Source organism: Providencia sp., from assembly GCF_052096715.1.
GTDB lineage: Bacteria > Pseudomonadota > Gammaproteobacteria > Enterobacterales > Enterobacteriaceae > Providencia.
Window position 1 is genome coordinate 54,852 of sequence record NZ_JBQDNB010000013.1, and the last position, 25,157, is coordinate 80,008.

The 25,157-nt window shown below is 37.7% G+C and carries 15 protein-coding genes and 2 tRNA genes; 10 read left to right on the plus strand and 7 right to left on the minus strand.

Annotation, left to right across the window (positions count from 1 at the left end):
• Position 1 precedes the first annotated feature (1 nt).
• Entirely contained in the window at positions 2-1,240 is a 1,239-nt protein-coding gene (locus ACTH6U_RS11855) for an NRAMP family divalent metal transporter (RefSeq protein WP_294108070.1), read from the minus strand.
• 481 nt (positions 1,241-1,721) lie between these two features.
• Between ACTH6U_RS11855 and ACTH6U_RS11860 the strand changes: the two genes are divergently transcribed.
• The gene (locus ACTH6U_RS11860) at positions 1,722-2,384 is read left to right on the plus strand and encodes a GntR family transcriptional regulator (RefSeq protein WP_294108066.1); all 663 of its coding nucleotides are present in this window, start codon (positions 1,722-1,724) and stop codon (positions 2,382-2,384) included.
• Between the two features lie 595 nt (positions 2,385-2,979).
• Positions 2,980-4,287, plus strand: coding sequence for a glutamate/aspartate:proton symporter GltP (gene gltP / locus ACTH6U_RS11865; RefSeq protein WP_294108065.1), 1,308 nt, complete (start codon positions 2,980-2,982; stop codon positions 4,285-4,287).
• 727 nt (positions 4,288-5,014) lie between these two features.
• On the opposite strand, the gene ACTH6U_RS11870 is transcribed toward gltP, so the two are convergent.
• Both ACTH6U_RS11870 and ACTH6U_RS11875 read right to left on the minus strand, forming a co-directional pair.
• Positions 5,015-5,090, minus strand: a tRNA-Thr gene (locus ACTH6U_RS11870).
• A 5-nt stretch (positions 5,091-5,095) separates the two neighbouring features.
• A tRNA-Ser gene (locus ACTH6U_RS11875) sits at positions 5,096-5,183 on the minus strand.
• 214 nt (positions 5,184-5,397) lie between these two features.
• On the opposite strand from ACTH6U_RS11875, the gene rcsD reads away from it, so the two are divergent.
• Positions 5,398-8,112 carry a phosphotransferase RcsD gene (rcsD, locus tag ACTH6U_RS11880; protein WP_294108063.1) on the plus strand — a complete coding sequence of 905 codons (2,715 nt, stop codon included), beginning with the start codon at positions 5,398-5,400 and terminating at the stop codon, positions 8,110-8,112.
• 1 nt (position 8,113) lies between these two features.
• A complete protein-coding gene (gene rcsB / locus ACTH6U_RS11885; protein WP_294108060.1) occupies positions 8,114-8,764 on the plus strand; it encodes a response regulator transcription factor RcsB in 651 nt (216 codons plus the stop codon).
• 98 nt (positions 8,765-8,862) lie between these two features.
• Here rcsB and rcsC read toward each other — a convergent pair whose 3' ends face one another.
• A complete protein-coding gene (gene rcsC / locus ACTH6U_RS11890; RefSeq protein WP_441832274.1) occupies positions 8,863-11,652 on the minus strand; it encodes a two-component system sensor histidine kinase RcsC in 2,790 nt (929 codons plus the stop codon).
• Positions 11,653-11,838: 186 nt separating this feature from the next.
• A complete protein-coding gene (gene gyrA / locus ACTH6U_RS11895; protein WP_294108058.1) occupies positions 11,839-14,430 on the minus strand; it encodes a DNA topoisomerase (ATP-hydrolyzing) subunit A in 2,592 nt (863 codons plus the stop codon).
• A 288-nt stretch (positions 14,431-14,718) separates the two neighbouring features.
• On the opposite strand from gyrA, the gene ubiG reads away from it, so the two are divergent.
• From ubiG to yfaE, 4 genes are all read left to right on the plus strand, one after another.
• Positions 14,719-15,441, plus strand: coding sequence for a bifunctional 2-polyprenyl-6-hydroxyphenol methylase/3-demethylubiquinol 3-O-methyltransferase UbiG (ubiG, locus tag ACTH6U_RS11900; protein ID WP_294108056.1), 723 nt, complete (start codon positions 14,719-14,721; stop codon positions 15,439-15,441).
• 335 nt (positions 15,442-15,776) lie between these two features.
• Positions 15,777-18,068: a class 1a ribonucleoside-diphosphate reductase subunit alpha gene (gene nrdA, locus ACTH6U_RS11905; protein ID WP_294108054.1), complete on the plus strand. Its 2,292-nt coding sequence runs from the start codon at positions 15,777-15,779 to the stop codon at positions 18,066-18,068.
• Positions 18,069-18,079: 11 nt separating this feature from the next.
• Complete coding sequence (gene nrdB / locus ACTH6U_RS11910; protein WP_441832268.1) at positions 18,080-19,216, plus strand: class Ia ribonucleoside-diphosphate reductase subunit beta; 1,137 nt, start codon at positions 18,080-18,082, stop codon at positions 19,214-19,216.
• 2 nt (positions 19,217-19,218) lie between these two features.
• Positions 19,219-19,482 carry a class I ribonucleotide reductase maintenance protein YfaE gene (yfaE, locus tag ACTH6U_RS11915; protein WP_294108050.1) on the plus strand — a complete coding sequence of 88 codons (264 nt, stop codon included), beginning with the start codon at positions 19,219-19,221 and terminating at the stop codon, positions 19,480-19,482.
• A 122-nt stretch (positions 19,483-19,604) separates the two neighbouring features.
• Here the strand turns inward: yfaE and ACTH6U_RS11920 are convergent, their stop codons facing one another.
• Positions 19,605-20,945: an anaerobic C4-dicarboxylate transporter gene (locus ACTH6U_RS11920; RefSeq protein WP_294108048.1), complete on the minus strand. Its 1,341-nt coding sequence runs from the start codon at positions 20,943-20,945 to the stop codon at positions 19,605-19,607.
• A 494-nt stretch (positions 20,946-21,439) separates the two neighbouring features.
• On the opposite strand from ACTH6U_RS11920, the gene tyrP reads away from it, so the two are divergent.
• Positions 21,440-22,588, plus strand: coding sequence for a tyrosine transporter TyrP (gene tyrP / locus ACTH6U_RS11925; protein ID WP_441832275.1), 1,149 nt, complete (start codon positions 21,440-21,442; stop codon positions 22,586-22,588).
• Positions 22,589-22,792: 204 nt separating this feature from the next.
• Here the strand turns inward: tyrP and ACTH6U_RS11930 are convergent, their stop codons facing one another.
• On the minus strand, positions 22,793-23,335 hold the full coding sequence (locus tag ACTH6U_RS11930) for a YfaZ family outer membrane protein (protein ID WP_294108044.1): 543 nt from the start codon (positions 23,333-23,335) through the stop codon (positions 22,793-22,795).
• A gap of 350 nt (positions 23,336-23,685) precedes the next feature.
• Here ACTH6U_RS11930 and ACTH6U_RS11935 point away from each other — a divergent pair, with 350 nt between their 5' ends.
• Positions 23,686-25,128, plus strand: coding sequence for a catalase (locus ACTH6U_RS11935; protein WP_434719156.1), 1,443 nt, complete (start codon positions 23,686-23,688; stop codon positions 25,126-25,128).
• Positions 25,129-25,157: the final 29 nt, after the last annotated feature.

Genomic DNA, 25,157 nt, shown 5'->3' on the forward strand with positions numbered 1-25,157 from the left:
ATTATTTCAAGTAATTGAAGATAGCTTCAACGGACATAACGCCCATATACCATGTCAGTACGCAGGTTATAACACCAGACCACAGCAACCAGCGCGGGTAATGATATCCAGACATTAAATCCGCTCTTTTCCAACCAATGTAAACAAAAATAGTTAGACCAATCGGTAGGATAAGACCGTTAAAGCCGCCGGCGAAAACCAATAACGCAGCAGGTGCAGTTCCCATCAATAAATAGATAACTAATGAAATGGCAATGAAGATAATGGTCGCAACGTTACGTTGTCTTTCTGTGATGGATTGTTTAAATGCTGAAATAAAGCTCATGGAGGTGTAAGCCGCACCAATAACACTCGTGAGTGCCGCAGCCCATAAAATCAAGCCAAAAATACGTAATCCGAAGTTACCTGCTGCCGCTTGGAAGGCTTGTGATGCAGGATTAGCTGCTTTACCTGAAATATCAATAGTCACACCGCTTGCCACAACGCCTAAGATAGCAAGAAATAATATATAGCGCATCAAACCAACAACTAAAATGCCTTTAGTCGCCGCACTAGAAACAGCCTTGATATTTTCAATACCAACAGCACCTTTATCTAATAAACGATGTGCTCCTGCATAACAGATGTAACCACCAACGGTACCGCCAACAATGGTTGTGATCATAGCAAAATCGACAGTATCAGGTAGTACAGTTTGGCGTAATGCCTCCCCTAAAGGTGGATTTGATGCAATAGCAACAAATAAAGTCAAACCAATCATGACTATTCCTAAGCCAATAATAAGTCTGTCAATAAATGAGCTCGCCTTACGAGAAGAAAATATATAAATTGCGAGCAGCGCACTAATTAGCCCACCCCATTTAGGATCAAGCCCGACTAAGGCATTTAATCCTAAGCCTGCGCCAGCAATATTACCGATATTGAAAATCAATCCACCAAAAATGACCAAAACCGCTAACAAATACCCGCTTCCCGGTATCGTTGCATTCGCAATATCCGATGAATGCATCTTAGTTAAGGTCACTATTCGCCAAATATTTTGCTGTACCACGAAATCAATCACTATCGAAGCTAAAATACCAAAAGCAAATGCCGCACCCAATGTCACGGTAAACGTTGCCGTTTGCGTGATAAAACCAGGCCCAATTGCCGATGTTGCCATCAAGAAGATTGCGCCTATTAGCGATGAACGTCTTTTTTTTACATACTCGGCGGTGGTGGTACTTTCTTGAGCTGTCATATACATACCCCTCTAATTTGATTATTTTTTTAATTATTAGTGTGCTTATTGATGTTGTGTTTTAAATACTGACCTAGTTTTCCGAGCTATAAACCTAAGCAAATAACCCAATAAGACTAGGCAATTATCGTGCCATTGTTCTACTAGTTACCTAAATTGTTAATTCATCAAGAATAGATTGTTGAACAATTAATATGAAATGCTGATAAAACAATCAACATAAATCGTTATCCCATGATTAAAAATCAAATCTTGATCACTTAATTAACAATTAACCTCAATTATTAACATTGCGATTGCACTAAACTAAAACCAAATGCACCAAATAAGTGCATAGATTGAATGCATAGATCACTTTCAGGTAGATAATTGATTTATATTCACCCTATCAGTGCATGAAAGGCACCTTGCCGCTGTAACTCGAATATGTGAAGATAGCGCTTTATTCCATTTCTTCACTCAACCCAAAATTTGTCTTCTTATGAAAAAACAGCCTGTTGCTCAAACATTGTCCGTCACCATCGCTGAAACTATCAGATACAAAATTATGGTCGGTGCGCTTACTCCTGGGCAGCGCTTATCGGAAGCCATGCTGAGTGAAGAGTTAGAGATTTCCCGTAATACCTTACGTGAGGTATTTAGAGTATTAACTCAAGAAGGCTTATTAACTTATGCACCCAATAAAGGGGTTTATGTCTCAGTCCCTGATATGGCCGCTATTATTGATATTTACCAAGTTCGCCGTTTGATAGAATGTGATGCATTGAGCCATGCATACGCCTTACATCCAGCAGTTCAAAAAATGAGCCAAGCCGTAAATGAAGCGCGTGAACATGAAGAAGTCAAAGATTGGATAGGTGTCGGTACTGCCAATATGAAGTTCCATATTGCCATTGTTGAACTTTCTGATAGTGAAAGGCTTATCAAGCTTTATCGCAATGTTTCAGCTGAATTACGTTTAGCATTTGGTCATTTGAATGACCCAAAAATACTTTACGCGCCTTATATTGATAAAAACCAGTCAATTCTTGAATTATTGGACTCAGGACATAACCAAGAAGCGGCAGATATGTTGCGAAGCTATCTTGATTTATCAGAGCGTACATTACTCGCAGCTTATAAACGTAACCAAACTACGTCGTAACTTAGCTTAATGGTGAAAATTTAATTAAGATATTTAAAATACATCATTAACGTTATTTGTAATTTAATCATAATAAAAATTTGAGTGAGAAAATTAATTGTCTCAATGAAATTTATTTATTAACAGTATTTTTTTATCCGCTAATTTACCGCTACATAAAATTACATTTTTATATATTCACATCTCATTTTTAAATTAATATTTTTATATTACGCCTATTTTAAATTTTATTTATCATGCTATCTCGAAATATATCTATTTTTGTTAATAAGCCACTATATCTATACTTAATCGCAAACATAAGCACAAAATTTAAACAATTTTCACACATAAAAACAACTAATTACCTAATTTAATTCCCCTCAGAAATTAACATACTCGATAAAAAAACAAACCACAAATTCCACATAAAAAAACATTATGTTACAAAAAACAACAACAATGAAACAAATATAACACTTTTATATAAATCAACCACAGAAATCACTCAATTTTATCGAGTTAATAGTTGTAGTTTTCTCGAATATTCGTTATAAAATTTATGATAAAAAATATGCATACATAAAAATTATTAATATAAAAATGAGATTCCATTATGACATTAAACCATATGACTAAAAAGAAGCCCTTTAAGTTTGGCCTAGGATGGCAAATTTTGGTTGCTCTTATTTTAGGTGTTATTCTTGGTGCGCTATTACATAATAATACAGAATATAAAGATTGGCTTATTCTAAATATATTATCCCCTGCTGGTAAAATATTTATTCAGTTGATAAAAATGATTGTCGTTCCAATCGTTATTTCAACGCTAATTGTCGGTATTGCAGGAGTTGGTAACACCAAGCAATTAGGAACATTAGGTTTTAAAACTATTGTTTATTTTGAGATCATCACCACCATTGCCATTATAGTTGGTATTTCTTTTGCCAATATATTCGAACCTGGTGTTGGTATTGATATGTCTCAATTAACCCAAGTCGATATTTCTCAGTATGAAAAAACCACACAAGAAGTTGAAAGCCATCCATCAGGTATTATCAATACCCTTTTAACATTGGTGCCTAGCAATATTTTTGCTGCAATGGCTAGTGGTGATATGCTGCCGGTGATCTTCTTCGCAGTATTATTTGGTTTAGGTCTTTCCTCTTTACCTTTAGAGAAAAAACAACCTTTACTCACTGTCTTACAAACATTCTCTGAAACTATGTTCCGTGTTACTAACATGATCATGCTATATGCGCCGATCGGGGTATTTGCACTGATTTCAGTTACCGTTGCAAACTTTGGGTTTACTTCACTTGTTCCATTATTAAAATTAGTTATTTTAGTTCATTGCGCCATTATATTCTTTGCTGTGGTGGTATTAGGACTTGTTGCAAGATACTGTAAAATTAATATTTTCATGCTAATGAAAATATTAAAAGATGAACTCTTACTCGCTTATTCGACCGCCAGTTCAGAAACCGTTTTACCACGTATTATGGACAAAATGGAAAAATATGGTGCACCTAAATCAGTCACCAGTTTCGTGATCCCAATAGGCTATTCTTTCAACCTCGATGGCTCAACCTTATATCAAAGTATTGCAGCTATATTTATCGCACAACTTTATGGTATTGAGTTATCTATTGGGCAAGAGCTCATATTAGTCTTTACGCTAATGATCACATCAAAAGGTATTGCAGGTGTTCCTGGTGTTTCGTTCGTTGTCCTTCTCGCCACATTAGGTAGCGTTGGTATCCCACTCGAAGGTCTTGCCTTCATCGCCGGCGTTGACCGTATACTGGATATGGCACGCACAGCCTTAAACGTCGTCGGTAATGCTTTAGCTGCACTCGTAGTCGCAAAATGGGAGCATAACTATGATGAGAAAAAAGCTCGCGAATATGAAGACAGTTTTTAATTTAGTCACGACCAGATTAAAAAATTAAATCGAGTTACTTGAAAATACACTCTGGTCATCTTGATAGAGTGTATTTTTTATTTGATAAAATAACGTTTTCAAGCCTAGCTTATATAACAGTTATCTAGTAAAAAGAAAATTTACACATACATCTATGACCGATATAAATGGAAATAATATCCTCAATTATATTCGAGAGTAACTTTGATAAATTTCAACGAAAAATAATCAGTTTTGCTTTCCTATTCCTAAAAAAATAGAATTCAACTAATTATTTATACTTATTTTTAGCATTTACTTCACAAAAATTTCAAATCTTTTTTGAAGAAAATAACTTTATTACTATGGTTAAATGGCTGAATAGTACATTTTAGTACGCCGTATTTTAGCCTAATTGAGCGAGAAACTATGAATCAAATAAGAAGATTTCTTTTGCTTTTAACTGTGCTCCAACACCTCATGGTAATTTTAGTTTTTTCTTTATCCTATTTTATGATACACAGCTGGCTTTAGTTACAAAAAACTCGTCCCATGGACGAGTTTCTTATCAAGAAAAAATATCTGATTTCATGTCATTTTGATTAAAACAGTCTGGCTATCATTGAGTGATAAGAGATACCAACGTATAGGGTGATAGTCAGATAAAACAACCTTTCATTTTAAGTAGGAATATAAACGACTAGAAAGAAAAAACCCGTTACTTCTTTCGAAGTAACGGGTTCTTATTTGGTGCCGGCTACCGGAGTCGAACTGGTGACCTACTGATTACAAGTCAGTTGCTCTACCAACTGAGCTAAGCCGGCTAATGTGGCGGAGGGATAGAGATTCGAACTCTAGGATGGTTTCCCATCGGCGGTTTTCAAGACCGCTGCCTTCAGCCGCTCGGCCATCCCTCCATGGGGCGCGATTATGTAGTAATCGCGTAGTCTTGTCTACCCCTGATAGTAAAATAATTGATTTTTTTGTGTCGTTTGGCTAATCTTCACTCAATTGTTCTCTATTTACCTAGAAAAATGGTAGTATCTGTGCAGAATCGATGTCTATAGTCTCTCTAGGCGTATGATTTTTAATCTAAATAAATATTTTGCCGACAGGACTGCGCGCGACAATATGTACAGACAATCATTATTAAAATCAAACATACTTTCACGCATTTTTATTGCGTTTATTTTGCTACTTGCGGTGATGCTCTCTTTATCACTCTATAACTATTACCAAGCTTGGCTACAAAGCCGTCAAACCGCCCTGAGTAGCATGGCAACAAGATTAGCTTATCAAATTGAAGATTACCGATATCAAGCTAGCCACATCTACAAGCTTGCCAATGACAAGTCCCCGACTACGTTGACCAAAGATTTGTCGATCACTGAAGTTCGCCATGATGTATTCTGGTTAAGTAGTGCAAACCAGACTATTGACTCCATCGTTTTTGGTAGTAATAAGACAAGTAGCAATATTTTGGCAACAAAACTGGCAAACTATATGGAAATAGTTTGGGGGGCTCGTAATGAATTCAATTCAATGTATTACCTTAATGGCCAAGATAACACCTTAGTCCTAGTCACCACCCATTCCATACTTAAACCTGAGTTACGCTATAAAGAAAGCTACTTGACGTTAACTGCTGAAGATAAACGTACTGATATGTTAACGCAGTCAACCTTACTTGACCGTCGAGAGATCATTTCAAATATACAAAAATACTCTCCAGATGATGTGTACTACTATACCTATCGGCTAATGTTTAATTCTCCAGGTCAATTAACGAGTGTTATCTCTTTCGATATTTCAATTAATTCGTTAATCCCTTTTAGCTTACAAGGCGATTATCTTTCAATTAGCCCGCGATCAAGCAATTTAAGTAACAATGAATCTTTAGTCTCTGTTATCGGCACTAACCTTGTATTCTTTCAACCAATTGAAGGAACCAATTATCAGATTCACTACCGTGTTTCCATTAAAAATATTCTGTTCAATATTGCCAGCTATAACTTTTGGCTAATTGCCTGCATGTTTGCAGTATCAATATTAGCCTTAGTCGCAACTATTTTTATCCGAAAAAGAATTATCTCACCTAACACGACAATTTTGCGTGAACTGCAATTTAAAGATGGGCTCAACAATGACATTATTAACCATATTTCATATGGAATATTAGTCTATGATTTTAGTAACAATAAAAAGTTATTGAGCAATAGCATTGCTAATCAGTTACTTCCTTCGATGGATTTGGTTCATATCAAAGAGATGGCAACAGATAATAATGATGTTATCCAAGTTTCTATAGAGAATAATATCTATGAAATCATACTGGTTAACAGCCTTACAATCGAAAGCGCTATTTTGTTTATTATTATTGATAAAGACAAAGAAGTCTTAACACAAAAACGTCAAGAACTTGCCACTCGGGAATATCAAAAAAATATACAATTAAGAAAAATAATATTTGAGAACATGTGCAATGAAATTTTACCAGCCCTAAATCAAATCGATACAATTGTCTCGCAACTCAAGCTTTCGACTGTTCCAAAACAAGATTTAAATAATATTAATACACCGATTCTCCAGATAGAAGATCAGCTTCTACATATTAATCACTGGTTTAAAAACATTGAGCTACTCAATCAACTCGAAACTCAAACACAGGCCTTAGAATTAGAAAAAATCTCAGTTAGCCAACTGGTGAGTCATTTTCTTAAACAGAATATATCTCGCGTGAATGATAAAGGGCTTTCGCTCTATTTTAGCAACAACATAAATCCAGATTCTTCGATTGAAATCAATCCAAGCTACCTACAGAATTTGTTGCAACTGATTTGGGAATATTCTCTCTCTACCACCTCTTTTGGGAAGATTTCAGTTTCTCTAGACTACAATACCGAGAAACATACTATCTCTATCAATATTAAAGACAGTGGAATTGGCCTAACGAATCAAGAGGTCAATAACTTACAGAACCCATTCACAGGAAAAATCTCAAAAAATGTTCAGTTTACTCGCTCTGGGATCACCTTCTATTTATGCAAGCAACTAACAAAACGAATGAATGGTACATTTTCGATTAAAACAAGTGATGCCATCGGCACCCACTATGAAATAATATTACCATCAACAAATGAAATCGTTGTTAATGAGTATCCCGCACTATTAGAAGATATTTATATCAGACTAAATATTCATAATGCAGATATCTCACGCATAGTCAGAAATACACTGACTAATTATGGTGCTGAATTTCTCGATATTAATGAAAGTTCACCACATACAGATTGGGATTTATTGATAGCAGATAACCATGATGAAAATTTCGCACATACTATCCTAGTAAATAGTTATTGTCGCAAAATCAACTTACTTAAACCAAATTTAATCGAAGTTAACTATAACTTTGCAGATGAACTCATCGATGCTATCTCTTTGCTAATCGAAAATTCTGAACTACAAAATAGTAACTCTGTCTCATTTTCATCTATTTCACTTGATAATCAAGAAGCTTCCATGATATCTAATGAGTCGATTGAAAACGCACTTAGTGATTATCATACAATTTTATCAAAAAGCGATTATAAGGATTTGTTCATCACAACAGTACCGATAGATATTAATAAACTGTATAATAGCGCGAGTATTGCGGACTTGACTGAATTAAAAAATACTGCACATCGTTTAAAAGGAGTTTTTGCTATGCTCGAATTTAAGCTTCTTCACAAATTATGTGAAGAGTTAGAATTTTTCATAGCAGATGAAAACGAATTGGAAATAAGAAATTGCATTAGAGAACTGGATATCTCAGTGAGAAGACTAATGCCAGAAGGTAACCAATAATATGAATAACCTAAATGTCATTGTTGCCGATGATCATCCTATTGTTCTTTTCGGTATAAGAAAGTCACTTGAACAAATCGAATGGGTGAATATCGTTGGTGAATTTGAAGATTCAACATCTTTGATTAACAACTTAGCACGTTTGAATGCTGACGTTCTTGTTACTGATTTATCTATGCCTGGAGATAAATACGGTGATGGTATTACGTTGATTAAATACATTAAACGCCATTATCCTGACCTCTCAATCATTGTTTTAACAATGAACAACAATCCTGCTATTTTAAGTGCTATTTTAGAGTTGGATATCGAGGGAATTGTTCTCAAACAAGGCGCACCAGCTGATTTACCAAAAGCACTAGCAGCACTACAAAAAGGAAAGAAATTCACGCCAGAAAGTGTCAGTAAACTACTGGAGAAAGTGAATGCAAGTGGTTATGGTGATAAGCGATTATCACCGAAAGAAAGTGAAGTTTTACGTTTATTTGCGGAAGGTTTTCTTGTAACTGAGATTGCAAAAAAACTTAATCGTAGTATTAAAACTATCAGTAGTCAGAAAAAGTCAGCTATGTTGAAGCTCGGAGTTGAAAATGACATTGCTTTACTTAACTACCTGTCTTCAGTAAGTATTAATAATCTACCTGCAGAATAAACATAATCCTGCTGATTTTGTGAATCATAAAAATCAAGAATGAAAAGCCTCCAACAGTTAAAAAATTAACATTGGGGGTTTTCATTTTTAATTCATGTTTAGCAATATCGAACTAAGGTTTCTCTTAGTATCGCGATGGTGGTTGGTTTAGATAAACAATCATTCATCCCTGCCTCAATACAACGTTGTTTTTCTTCAGCCATTGCATTGGCAGTTAAAGCGATAATTGGCAACTTAAAGCCTGTTTTACGTAGTTCTCGTGCTAATTCATACCCATCCATATTTGGCATGTTGACGTCAGTCAAAACAATGTCCGCTGAATAATTTCCTAAGTATTTAAGTGCATCAAGACCATCAACTGCTGTACGCGTGGTAAATCCAATACTCGCTAACTGTTCGCTTAATAATAATCTGTTAATTGGATGATCATCGACAATCAATACATTATAGGCACTTAAAGATCGATCAGCCTCGAGAGACTCAGGGCTATTTTGTGGTCCTTTATGTATTTGATCAGTCGCTTTAACAATAATTTTATCGATTAATATCGGTAAGTTATCGAGTTGATAGGTATTATAAATCCACTCATTTTGACAAGTTTCACGGAAATCGCCCGCATACATACTCGAAAGTCTAATTATATTGTGGCTCAATACCTTCAAATCGTCATTATTATCAGTAATCAATAAATCATAAGTATTATCTTTATCAATTAGCTTATCGGTCAATACAATAAAACTATGATGTACTAATAACCGAGATAGAAAATGCATTAAGAATTCATTTTTGCACACTATTGCGATACGATAATTTAATCGATAATCAGGCACATAATGGGTAATATATTCTTGCCCATATAACGGAATTCGGATAGTAAATGAACTACCTAATCCTAAATGTGAACTTACCTCAATGTCACCATCCATCAAACTAACTAGTTTTTCACAAATAGCTAAGCCTAAACCAGTTCCTTTATGTCCTGTATTATTTTGGTCATATACTTGAAAAAATGGATCAAATAGTTGCATGACAACAGTTTGTGTCATGCCAATACCAGAATCCCTAATTTCTATTTTTAAGTAATTATCATCTTTCCAAACATAGAGCAAAACAAATCCTGAGTGTGTGAATTTTATACTGTTATTAATTATATTCGAGATGACTTGTTGCAACCTAACAAAGTCATTTAAAATAAGATCAGGAATATTAGGTTCAATGTATGCGTAAATAGAAATTTGTTTTTTAGTAATCAGCGGTAAATAATTGGCCAGTACAAAAGAAAAAACATCTCGACAGTTGAACAACTTATTTTCTATTTTTAATTGTTCAGATTCTATTTTCGAGAAATCAAGAATATCACTTATGATCTGTAATAAAAGTGATGAGGAGTTATCCATCGTCGAGACAAGTCGATTTGCTTTTTCTGATAAATCATAACGTTGAAGTAATTCGATATTACCAATAATGCCGTATAAAGGCGTTCTTAATTCGTGGCTGACTGTTGCTAAGAACATTGATTTTGCCAGGTTAGCCTGTTCTGCGGCATCCGCTACGTCTTGTAAAGATTTTTCCATTTGTACACGAATACTAATATCAATAAGTACACAAATAGCAACGTCTTCATTTTGGTAACGTGAATTAACGAAACTGATCTGCAAGTGAGTATTATTGATTGTCACAACATCGATGTAATTACTAGTTTTTTGCCTAATAATCATTAAGATACGTTGCTTATCATCTTCACTGAGTAAACGAAAATAATTATGTGCTAATTCATTACTTAAAATATTACCGCCATCCGTTAACCTTAAAATAATGATCCCCACAGGTGCTGAAGCAACTATTTTATGGTTAAATTGTTCATGTTCCTCTAGACGTATTGCGGTATTAGCCGCAGGTTCTAACATTTTTCTTTCAAGTAACCAAATCAAAAAGAAAATAAGGAGTCCGGTTATAATATTTATCAATACACCATAGAATATAACCCCTTTTAAATTCTCTATAATTTCAATGGTTGCGATTGAATAAATAACGGCCATGTTTGATGGCACCAGACGTTTTTTAAAAATAAGCTTCGAATAATCGGAGTTAAAACCAAAGAAATAAGGCTCACTAATATTAAGCAGTGTAGAATTTTTAGGGTTTAAATCATTAGGGTAATATAATGTGGGTTGGTTATAATGATTAACAATCATAATTTCGACTGTTTTATCATTACGTAAATTAAATTGATTTAAATTGATTGTTCGTTCTAAACCAATAAAGCCTGTTAACACTGATGCATTAAATACCGGTAACACTAAATAAACTTGGCCATTATCCGATTGTGCGCCACGTACTACGGTATATAAATTTCGTTCTTGTCCCTGTAACTTAAAGCTTTTGTATGCGCGAACACTTTCATAGCCTACTTTTTTTAATGTTTCAATATCTGAGACCATTGAACGAATAGGATAATCTACCATACAGTAACTTGTAGAGCCTATCAGATAGACGTGGTTAAGCCCCTGTGGCGCAGCAATACTATCTTTCCAAAAGTAATTAAGTTGTTCAAACGCGAGCAAATAGCTCTCTGTTTTTTCTTTAAAATATTCGCAATCAGAACTCGGCGTTAGAGGATAAAAAGAATATGACTGAGAGGTGGGTAACGCCATGAAATCGAGTTTACTACCTGATTTTTCTCTAAATTCATCTAATTTAAGTCTGTGCTGCTCAGTCATCGACTGAATGGAACGTAGAGTAGAGGCTGTTTGCTGAATATATGATTGTAAATTATCATAGCCAGAGTGAAACTGTTGACGAATTTCTGATTTATTTTCATTAAATTGCATGTAGATAAAGAATAAAGTGATAAAAACACCCATTCCCCACAACATCAAGCCGAGGATACGAAATAAATCTCGAGATAATCTGAGCGATGTCTTAAACGAGGGTAAATATCTCAATCTTTTTCCTACAGAGCCGAATGACTACGACTAAGTATACGCGATAAACTTAATGAAAAGCGATTAAATCTCAAAGTAGCGTGATTCAATTGAAAGGTGGATGGCTTTATTGCCATCCACTTAAAATGATTAAGATGTAGCGTCAATAACTGCAAGGAATTTATTCATTGCAATACTGATGTAATCCTCAGGTTCAGGCTCAGCAACTCGTTGTAAGCCAACAACCTTTTCATTTTCTGCCGTTCTAATCAAGGTTACACCCTGAGTATTACGACCCACCACGCTTACCTCAGAAACTCGGGTACGTACCAATGTACCTGCATCTGTGATCATCATGATTTGATCGGCATCGTCCGCCTGAATTGCACCGACAACATGACCATTGCGCTCGCTAACTTTGATAGAAATTACCCCTTGCGTCGCACGCGACTTGGTTGGGTATTCTTCTTCAGCAGTACGCTTACCGTAACCATTTTCGGTTACTGTTAAGATATGTCCTTCACCGCGTGGGATGATTAGTGATACAACTTTATCATCGTTCACTAATTTAATACCACGTACACCCGTTGCAGTACGTCCCATTGCACGCACAGCATCTTCAGCGAAACGAACAACTTTCCCTTGAGCAGAGAACAACATCACTTCGTTAGAACCATTGGTTAAATCAACACCAATTAGCTCATCGCCCTCATTAAGGTTAACAGCAATAATCCCGCCATTTCTCGGACGACTGAAATCTTGCAGAGGCGTTTTCTTCACAGTACCGCTCGCAGTAGCCATAAAGACGAAGTACCCATCTTCATATTCACGCACAGGTAAAATAGCGGTAATACGCTCGTTTTGCTCAAGTGGTAACAAGTTAACAATTGGACGACCACGCGCACCACGACTAGCTTCAGGTAACTGATAAACCTTCATCCAGTACAAACGACCACGACTAGAGAAGCACAATATGGTGTCATGAGTGTTAGCAACTAATAGACGTTCAATGAAGTCTTCTTCTTTGATACGTGCTGCGGATTTACCTTTACCACCACGGCGCTGCGCTTCATAATCAGTCAATGGCTGATACTTCACATAACCTTGGTGAGATAAGGTAACAACCACATTTTCTTGATTAATCAGATCTTCAATATTGATATCAGCCGTATTTTCAGTAATTTCTGTACGACGCGCATCATTATAAACATCACGAATAGCTTCGAGTTCTTCACGAATGACTTCCATCAAACGATCAGGACTGGTCAGAATAAATAACAACTCTTCAATTTGTTTGAGAAGTTCACGATATTCATCCAGTAATTTTTCGTGCTCTAGACCTGTCAGTTTTTGTAGACGCAGATCCAAAATTGCTTGTGCTTGTTGCTCAGTCAGGAAATATTCACCGTCATGCACACCAAATTGGTCTTCTAACCATTCAGGGCGCGCAGCGTTATCACCTGCACGTTCAAGCATTGCAGCAACATTACCTAACATCCATGAACGAGCAATCAAACCTGCTTTTGCTTCTGCTGGTGTTGATGCTTGACGAATTAATTCGATAATTGGGTCGATATTCGCCAATGCAATTGCAAGAGCTTCAAGGATGTGGGCTCTGTCACGCGCTTTACGCAGTTCAAAAATAGTACGGCGTGTAACGACTTCACGACGATGGCGAACAAACGCAGCGATGATATCTTTCAAGTTCAATATTTTTGGTTGGCCTTGATGTAAAGCAACCATATTGATACCGAAAGAAACTTGGAGTTGTGTTAATGAATATAAATTATTCAGAACCACTTCACCAACTGCATCACGTTTAATTTCAATCACAATACGCATACCGTCTTTATCAGACTCGTCACGTAATGCACTGATACCTTCAACGCGTTTTTCTTTAACTAGTTCAGCGATTTTTTCAATCAAACGTGCTTTGTTCACTTGATAAGGAATTTCGTGAACAATAATTGTTTCACGACCATTTTTCTCATCAACTTCAACTTCAGCACGGGCACGAATATAAACCTTACCGCGACCTGTTCGATAAGCATCGACAATGCCACGACGGCCGTTAATGATAGCAGCAGTTGGGAAGTCAGGTCCCGGAATGTGCTCCATCAAGCCATCGATACTAATATCTTCATCATCGATGTAAGCAAGGCAACCGTTAATCACTTCCCCTAAATTGTGCGGAGGAATATTTGTTGCCATCCCGACAGCGATACCTGACGAACCATTTACCAATAGGCTAGGGATACGTGTTGGCATAACTTCAGGGATTTGCTCTGTACCATCATAGTTTGGGACGAAATTTACGGTTTCTTTTTCAAGATCGGCCAGCATTTCATGGGCAATTTTCGCCATACGGATTTCCGTATAACGCATAGCAGCCGCAGAGTCGCCGTCGACCGAACCAAAGTTACCTTGACCATCTACCAGCATATAACGCATAGAGAAAGGCTGTGCAAGACGAACAATGGTCTCGTAAACAGCGCTATCACCATGTGGATGGTATTTACCGATAACGTCCCCGACTATACGGGCAGATTTTTTATAGGGTTTATTCCAATCATTTCCCAATACATTCATCGCAAAGAGTACTCTGCGGTGTACCGGCTTCAGTCCATCTCGAACATCTGGAAGCGCACGTCCGACAATAACGGACATTGCATAATCCAAATACGAACTTTTCAGCTCTTCTTCGATATTTACCGGTGTGATTTCTCTGGCAATCTCGCTCATGGAACCACTGTCCCTCATAACTTCGGATTCAAAGAGTAGAACTATACCACAATTCATCAATTTAATAAAAATAAGAGCAACGGGTATTTGTCTTTTCTAATAAAAATAATAGAAGTGGGTATTTGTCTTTCAAGCTATGTATAATAGTCGCAAATTAGTTTACATGTCCGAAACTTGCGAATTGAGTGAACAATAGCCTCTAATAATAGCGCCTAAAAATAGATTCTATTATTTGTAAGATTTACGAAGTTAGCTTGCGGGCATCTCTATAGGATAGGAGCTCCTCTCATGAGTGATACTCAAACCCAAGCGTATCTCAATGTCGATAAACAAGAAATTGAAAAATTTGAAGCTATTGCTTCCCGTTGGTGGGATTTAGAAGGCGAATTTGCCCCTTTACATCGAATTAATCCACTACGTCTAGGTTATATCATGCAACGCGTTGATGGTGTATTTGGCAAAAAAATACTCGATGTCGGCTGTGGCGGCGGTATTTTGTCAGAAAGTATGGCGCGAGAAGGTGCAAATGTGACGGGTTTAGATATGGGCGCAGATCCTCTCATGGTTGCTCGCCTGCATTCTCTTGAGTCAGGCATTCCTGTCGAATATGTACAAGAAACTGTTGAGCAGCATGCAGATAAGTATCCGCATGCTTATGACATTGTAACCTGTATGGAAATGCTTGAGCACGTCCCAGACCCACAATCGGTGGTCAGAGCTTGTGCTAAATTAGTTAAGCCAGGCGGCCATGTTATTTTTTCAACCATTAATCGAAATAAGAAAGCATGGTTAATGGCGGTTGTTGCGGCTGAATATGTGATGAAAATTGTTCCGAAAGGAACCCATGATGCAAAAAAATTCATTCGTCCTTCAGAATTAATTAGCTGGGTCGATAATACACAACTAAAGGACAAACATATCATAGGGTTACATCTCAATCCGTTAACTGATAAGTTTTCGCTAGGCCCGAACGTTGATGTGAACTATATGTTACATACTATAAGCGAATAAATAGCAAGCGGTACGTTTAAGAAAACAGCAAACGGTCTCACTTTACAAAATTAATTTTAGCCTTCATGTCGGAAGCATATTTTTTATTAGTTCCTTTTACCATGCAGCTTACCGACATGATCTGTTTTCTTATCCAAACTGTTATCCACAAGATCACCCCATTTTGTACACTTGATAAAATCACGTATTAACATTATCTTGTTATTGTGAAATCAACAAACCACTACATATAGTGTTAATCCCAACATATCGCTACAAGACTCATGGTATCAAATCATGGGCTTTTTTTATGTTTACGTGACATTATTTGTGGCCCAACCAAGGTGTATTTGCTCATGAACCAGAGTCTGTTAGTCACAAAACGTGATGGACACAAAGAACGTATCGATCTCGATAAAATCCACAAGGTAATAACCTGGGCAGCTGAAGGCCTCAGTAACGTATCTGTTTCACAAGTGGAGCTGCGTTCACAGATTCAGTTTTATGACGGGATCAGAACTTCAGATATCCATGAAACGATGATCAAAGCCGCAGCTGACCTGATCACTGGAGAAACTCCGGACTATCAGTATCTTGCCGCTCGTTTAGCGATTTTTAACCTTCGTAAAAAGGCCTATGGTCAATTTGAGCCACCAGCATTGTTCACTCATGTCAAACGTCTTGTTGAAATGGGTAAATATGACAAGCATTTGCTAGAAGACTACAGCGAAGCAGAGTTCGAGCAAATGGATGGTTTTATTGAACATTGGCGTGATATGAATTTTTCCTATGCGGCAGTTAAGCAACTTGAAGGAAAATATTTAGTCCAAAATCGCGTTACGGGCGAAATTTATGAAAGCGCACAATTTTTATATATCCTTGTTGCTGCGTGCCTGTTTTCACATTACCCAAAAGAAACGCGCCTTGATTATATTCGTCGTTTCTATGATGCGGTATCAACATTCAAAATTTCATTGCCGACACCTATCATGGCAGGTGTTCGCACACCAACACGTCAATTCAGTTCTTGTGTACTGATTGAGTGTGGTGACAACCTAGATTCTATCAATGCAACCTCCAGCGCTATTGTGAAATACGTATCACAACGTGCCGGAATCGGCATTAATGCAGGACGTATTCGTGCATTAGGTAGCCCAATCCGTGGTGGTGAAGCATTCCATACAGGTTGTATTCCTTTTTATAAACATTTTCAGACTGCCGTGAAATCATGTTCACAAGGTGGCGTTCGTGGTGGTGCTGCAACACTATTTTATCCAATTTGGCATTTAGAAGTTGAAAGCCTGCTCGTTTTAAAAAATAACCGTGGTGTTGAAGGTAACCGTGTCCGTCATATGGACTATGGTGTGCAACTCAATAAATTAATGTATGAGCGTTTAATTAAAAACCAAAACATTACGTTATTTAGTCCTTCAGATGTTCCAGGCCTTTACGAAGCTTTCTTTGCGGATCAAGATGAATTTGAGCGCCTTTATGTCAGCTATGAACAAGATGAAAATATTCGTAAATCAAGCATTAAAGCTGTCGAACTATTTTCACTAATGATGCAAGAACGTGCATCAACGGGTCGTATCTATATTCAAAACGTTGACCATTGTAATACGCATAGTCCTTTTGACCCACAAGTTGCGCCTGTACGTCAGTCGAATCTCTGTTTAGAAATCGCACTACCGACTAAGCCATTAAATAATATTAATGATGAGAATGGTGAGATTGCACTTTGTACATTGTCTGCATTTAATCTCGGCGCAATTAGTAACCTTGATGAATTAGAAGAGCTTGCAGTACTAGCTGTACGTGCATTGGATGCCCTACTCGACTATCAAGATTATCCAATTATTGCTGCTCAAAAAGGTTCAATGGGTCGCCGTACCCTCGGTATTGGTGTGATTAACTATGCTTACTATTTAGCTAAGCATGGAGTTCGCTATTCCGACGGTAGTGCAAATAATTTGACACATAAAACATTCGAAGCCATTCAATATTACCTGTTGAAAGCCTCTAATGAATTAGCCAAAGAACAAGGCGCTTGCCCATGGTTTAACGAAACGACTTATTCACAAGGCGTTTTGCCTATCGATACTTATAAAAAAGACCTCGATAAATTAACTAATGAGCCATTGCATTATGATTGGGAAACACTACGCAAAGATATTCAGCAACACGGTCTGCGTAACTCAACATTATCTGCATTGATGCCTTCAGAAACATCATCTCAGATTTCTAACGCAACCAATGGTATTGAGCCACCACGTGGCTATATCAGTATTAAGGCATCGAAAGATGGTATTTTGCGTCAAGTTGTTCCTGACTACGAAAACCTAAAAGGTGCTTATGAGCTATTATGGCAAATGCCATCAAATAGCGGCTATTTGCAACTCGTTGGTATTATGCAGAAATTTATCGATCAATCGATTTCGGCCAATACAAACTATGACCCAACTCACTTTTCGAGCGGCAAAGTACCAATGAACCAATTGCTAAAAGATTTATTGCTCGCCTATAAGTTTGGTGTGAAAACACTTTACTATCACAACACTCGCGATGGCGCGGATGATGTTCAAGGCGATCTGGAAGAAGTTGTTGAGTCAGCGGATTCCGATTGTGAAGGCGGCGCGTGTAAAATTTAATAGGAATGGTTATGTCACATACATATACGACTTTTTCTCAAACTAAGAATGATCAACTACAGGAGCCGATGTTTTTCGGCCAGCCTGTTAACGTTGCACGCTACGATCAGCAAAAATATCCTATTTTTGAGAAATTGATTGAAAAACAATTGTCATTTTTCTGGCGTCCGGAAGAAGTTGACGTGTCTCGCGACCGTATCAACTACAACGCATTGCCAGATCATGAAAAACATATTTTTATTAGTAATTTGAAATACCAAACGCTGCTTGACTCAATTCAAGGTCGCAGCCCTAATGTGGCACTTTTGCCTCTAATTTCAATTCCTGAATTAGAAACATGGATTGAAACTTGGTCATTTTCAGAGACTATTCACTCTCGTTCATACACGCATATCATTCGTAATATCGTTAATGACCCAGCAATCATTTTCGATGATATTGTCGAGAATGAAGAAATACTCAAGCGCGCAAAAGATATCTCATCTTTCTATGACAAACTTATTGAGATGACTAACTATTACCACATGTTTGGTGAAGGTACTCATACTTGTAATGGTAAACAAGTAGTTGTTTCACTGCGCGCACTGAAAAAGCAGCTGTATCTGTGCTTAATGAGTGTTAATGCTCTTGAAGCTATCCGTTTTTATGTCAGTTTTGCTTGTTCCTTTGCTTTCGCAGAACGCGAATTAATGGAAGGTAATGCAAAAATCATCAAACTGATTGCTCGTGATGAAGCTCTTCACCTCACAGGTACACAGCATATGCTGAATTTGCTTCGTTCAGGTCAAGATGACCCAGAGATGGCAGAAATTGCAGCTGAATGTGAACAAGAGTGTTATCAATTATTTGTTAATGCGGCAGAGCAAGAAAAAGAGTGGGCTGAATACCTATTTAGCGAAGGCTCGATGATTGGTTTAAATAAAGACATACTTTGCCAGTATGTTGAATATATTACCAATATTCGTATGCAAGCTGTTGGACTCAAATTACCATTTGAAGGTCGTTCAAATCCGATCCCATGGATTAACGCTTGGCTAGTTTCAGATAACGTTCAAGTGGCGCCACAAGAAGTTGAAGTCAGTTCTTATTTAGTCGGCCAAATTGACTCTCAAGTTGATACCGACGATCTGAGTGATTTCGAACTCTAATTATGGCAAGTCATAAAGTCACCCTGCGTTTAACGCAGGGTGTGCAGATCCCCTACCATGCTGACGTTCACTCTTGTTTATTGGAAGCACTTGAAGATAGTCGTATTCCGGCTGAATATCAGTGCCGTGAAGGCTACTGCGGTTCATGCCGAGTGACGTTACACAAAGGAAAAGTGGGGTATAAACATAAGCCCCTCGCCTATGTTCAAGAAGGTGAAATACTGCCCTGTTGTTGCCAGCCCCTTTCAGATATTGAAATCGGTTAGCTCTTCTAAATCTATATTAATACCGCGATTGCACCGTTTATCTTTAATATAATAATGTCATTGTCATATTAAATTGTGCAATCGCAGTTATTTTACCAAAACAACTCTATTTCGCCTTTCTTTTACAAATAGCCATACATCGCAGCAAATACCCAACCAAAGACGCAGGATACACCGACACCAATCAATCCCGGTAAAATAAAGCTGTGATTAATAACATATTTACCGATACGTGTTGTACCCGAACGGTCAAACTGGATAGCAGCGAGATCGCTTGGATATGTCGGTAAAATATAATAACCATAACAGGCAGGAGCAGATGCAATAATATAAGCAGGATCAACGCCAATGCCCAAAGCGATAGGAACTACCGCAGCCAAAGCTGCCGCTTGGGAGTTAACAAACTTAGACACTAACAATAGAACAATGGCATAAGCCCAAGGGAAGTCTTTGACTAATGCTCCTAAAGTGCCTTTGATTTCATCCATGTGCGCGCCGAACATGGTTTCAGCCATCCAAGCGATACCATATACCGCAACGATAGCAATCATCCCTGAGCGAAAGACTTCATTCTTAGATATTTGTGCTGGGTTCGTTTTACAAACAATAATGATCAATGCACCAGCTAATAACATAAACATCTGAATAACAAGTACCATTGATAATGGCTTGCCATTAATTAACGGTCTCAATTCAGTGAATGCACCAAGCAATGCGACAACAGCAATAGAGCCCAAGAATATCCACATTGCCACCCAATTAATCTTAGGTAATTTTGTATTCAGTAAAGTGACACTTCCGCCGTATACATAATCATGATTTTCCGGTACAGATATAAACTCTTGGAACACCGGGTCTTTATCGAGATCTTTCCCTCTGAACCAGCTAAAAATACCAATAGCTAAAATACCAAGTAGAGTTGATGGAATAGTGATTGCAAGTAAATCTAGAAACTCAAGGGATTGCCCATTAATTGTCACTCCATTTAGCATCGCGACTAGTGATACCACAGCCACTGATACTGGGCTGGCAATGATCCCCATTTGAGCCCCAATACTACTGGCTGCCATTGGTCTTTCTGGACGAATATTATTTTTAATAGCCGCATCATAGATAATTGGCAAAATTGTATATACCACATGCCCAGTACCGCACAACATGGTTAAGATACAAGTCACAAATGGTGCCACAATAGAGATGTATTTTGGATTTTTACGTAATAGTCGTTCTGCAATTTGCAGCATGACATCCAAACCGCCTGATGCTTGTAAAGTTGCTGATGCTGCAACAACAGCAATAATTACGAGCATGACGTCTACAGGCGGTTTTCCTGGCGGCAAACCGAACCCAAAGACAAGTATAACGAGGCCGACACCACCCAAAAGCCCCAATGCCATTCCCCCTTTCTTTGCCCCGTAGAACAAGCAAACGAGAATAATGGCAAGCTGAATCATAAAGTCCATAGTTCCATCCTTATATATAGGTTTCTATACATTATCCGGATGATATTGAAGCGTGAATTTGATTTATGATAATTTAAAAATGAATTTAATTTTATTTTTAAGGTCTTTTTTTAGCCACTGTCACAAAATTCAACTTAAGTAACTGCCATACTGCTCTGTTAAAATTAAATTCAAGTAAAATCAAGCAATTAAATCATACCTGATAACATTTTCCCCTCTTGAAATTTACCTTTAATCATCTTAATTCATAATTTATATTAATATTTATCCTTGCCATTTTTTTATATTATTAATGCTTTTTAAAACTCACTATTATTTATATCATACAAGTGTAAACATAATATTACACCACCTGTACTTTTGATTTGACAGGTTAATCACAATCGCATAATCTGCTTGGCAAATTAATATATCGAATTCAATCAGAGGAACTTGTGAAGAATCGTACTCTTGGCAGTGTGTTAATCGTTGCAGGAACAACAATAGGCGCAGGGATGTTGGCAATGCCGCTTGCCGCTGCAGGTGTAGGTTTTACAGGTATCGTCTGTTTACTTATTGGGTTATGGATGTTAATGAGTTATACCTCATTATTACTGGTAGAGGTTTATCAACATAATCCTGCCAATATGGGTTTAGGGACTATCGCAAAAAAATATCTTGGCCCTGCGGGTCAACTCGCGACAGGTCTGAGTATGCTGCTATTAATGTATGCACTAACTACCGCTTATATTGGTGGGGCGGGTGTCCTAATCTCAGATAGTTTGTCTTCTTGGTGGGGTATCAAGGTCTCAACGAATACTGCAATTGTTCTATTTACCCTTGTTGGGGGCGCTGTTGTATGTGTTGGCACGCACTCTGTTGATTTTATTAATAGAATACTATTTACAGCAAAAACTATTTTTTTAGTTATCATGCTTGTCGTTATGATGCCTCATGCTGAAGCTGTCAATTTGAGTACCATGCCACTTGAAAAAGGCCTGCTACTTGCTGCTGTACCGGTTATTTTCACCTCTTTCGGCTTCCATGGCAGCGTGCCAAGCTTAGTCAACTACATGAATGGGGATGTTCGTAAATTACGGATGATTTTCCTCACTGGTAGTGCGATTCCATTAGTTGCTTATATTTTATGGCAAATTGCCACATTAGGCTCAATTCCATCAAGCACCTTCATGGGTATTCTCGCCCAAGAGTCTGGATTAAACGGTTTATTAACCGCGATCCGTGATGTTGTTTCAGCACCAAAAGTGAATATTGCAGTCAGCCTATTTATGGATTTAGCACTAGCAACTTCATTCTTAGGTGTGGCTTTAGGTTTATTTGATTATCTCGCAGACCTTTTCAAACGTAGTAATCGTTTAATAGGCCGTGTGCAAACAGGCTTGCTCACCTTCGTTCCACCATTATTAGCAGCGCTATTTTTCAGTAGCTTTGTTCAGGCGTTAACTTATGCCGCCGTTGCACTATCTGTATTAGCACTGATTATTCCTGCATTATTAACAATGCGAGTTCGAAAAGTTGAAGCTAAAGGTCAATACCAAGTTAAAGGCGGCTTCCCTATATTAGCGCTAGTTCTATTATGTGGTTTCGCCGTAATCGCTATCCAATTTTCAATTGTGGCAGGATATTTGCCCAATGTAGGCTAGTTTGAATTAACTATTGATACTATAAAAAATACCCCAAAATTGTTTTCAATCTTTGGGGTATTTTTTTATTTCAAATTACTAAGCTTAATTATTTTTCAAAAAAGTCACACTGTAGCTAAGCCGTAACGAAAGTTACCAAAAGTGCATACATAAGTATGCCCTTTGGCAATCCTAAATAGCTTATAGTCTACAAGATAAAACAAATTAAAATGAGAGACCCGCACCAAGGTACAGTCCATCTGCAATTTTCTCGTTAGACTTATTATGTGTGCCTTTCATTTCTATTACACGATAACCTGCATCAATAGATAATGGTTTAAATACGGTATAGCGCGCCCCTGCTTTAGCTTCAACATAGGATTTACTGCCAGATGTCAGGGATTCTGGCGCACCATATGCTTCACCATAAATGTTGAGCGAAGGCAATGCTTGCCAGTTTAATCCACCACCTACAGCAAGTGCAGCACCGTTGCTATTGTTATCAGGTGATAAATATAATGCTTTTCCCCCAACATAAGCAGCAAACGGACCTACTGGCAAACCAAATGTTGCACCAACGCTACCGAGCTGACCATCATGATCACTACGTGCCCATGAGCCATTCAAAGCCAGGCCCGCATTACGATTACCAAGGCTTGCATCTAATTCAGTATAGTGTTTACCCGCTTGAGCGCTAACTGAAACTGCATGTGCTGTTCCCCAAAAAAGTGGGGTCGTTGCAGCGACGATAAGTAAAACTTTACGCATAATTATTATCCTCATTATATTATTACGTAGGGATACTACGCGATTTTATCTTTTTTCTCAGTCATTCTTACCAAGATTTACGCAATCAACATGATAAAAGCACGATAAATTCACTATTTAACCTATAACCATGTTTTTATAAAGGGTATATACTATTACAACACCCAATAGAACGTAAAAGACTGTCTTGTTACCTTAATTGCAGTAATTGGTTGTTCTGATTAGATTATTAATTTAATACTTACTATACTAAATCATGCGTTTTTTATAGTAAATAATATTAATTATCACAAGAAAATTAACTAGTTAATTACTTTTATACAGTTTATAAATCCAAAGCAATGGAGCATATGATGACAAAAAAAGGTCTTACTACCGCCTCTGGAGCACCAGTTGCCAATAACAATAATGTTATGACAGCAGGTAAACGCGGTCCAATGTTGTTACAAGATGTTTGGTTTTTAGAAAAATTAGCCCATTTTGATCGTGAGGTCATCCCAGAACGACGTATGCATGCTAAAGGTTCAGGCGCTTTTGGGACTTTTACCGTCACCCATGATATTTCTCAATATACCCGTGCTAAGATTTTTTCAGAAGTCGGTAAAAAAACAGAGATGTTTGCACGCTTCTCAACTGTTGCGGGTGAACGTGGTGCAGCTGATGCCGAACGTGATATTCGCGGCTTTGCCCTCAAGTTTTATACAGAAGAGGGAAATTGGGATATGGTGGGTAACAACACGCCTGTCTTCTATTTCCGTGACCCTTTAAAATTCCCAGATTTAAACCATGTGGTAAAACGCGATCCGCGCTCTAACTTACGCACCATGGAACACAAATGGGCTTTCTTCTCCCAATTACCTGAGTCTTTACACCAATTAACCATTGATGCGAGTGACAGGGGCATTCCACAAAGCTACCGTAACATGCATGGTTTTGGTAGCCATACTTATAGCTTCATCAATAGCAACAATGAACGTTACTGGGTAAAATTCCATTTCCGTTGCCAACAAGGCATTAAAAACCTCTCCGATGAACAAGCAGAGCAAATCGTTGCTAAAGATAGGGAAAGCTCCCAACGTGACCTGTTTGAGTCTATTGAAAAAAATGATTTTCCACGTTGGAATTTACAAGTCCAAATCATGCCAGAGAAAGAAGCATCGCAAGTGCCTTATAACCCATTTGATTTGACTAAAGTTTGGCCACATAAAGATTATCCATTAATTGATGTCGGCTATTTCGAACTTAACCGTAATCCAAATAACTATTTCTCTGATGTTGAACAAGCCGCATTTAGTCCAGCCAATATCGTCCCTGGAATTGGTTTCTCACCAGATAGAATGTTACAAGGCCGCTTATTCTCTTATGGTGATGCACATCGTTATCGCCTCGGAGTTAACCACCATCAGATCCCAGTAAATGCACCACGTTGTCCATTCCATAATTATCACCGTGATGGCGCAATGCGTGTTGATGGTAACAGTGGCAATAACGTTACCTACGAACCAAATGAAGCTGGTTTATTCCAAGAACAACCTGATTATAGTGAGCCGCCATTATCTATTGAAGGTGCTGCTGACCATTGGGATCATCGTGAAGACCAAGACTATTTCAGCCAGCCACGAGCATTGTATGAACTATTAGACGATGCAGAACACCAACGTATGTTCCAACGTATCGCAGGTGAACTAATTGATGCTACTGAGACGACACAAGTACGTCAAATTGCATTATTCAAACAAGTCCATCCTGAATATGGTGCTGGTGTTGAAAAAGCGTTGAATGCACTGAAGTAATGCTTAAATATTAATTATCAGGCTCTAAA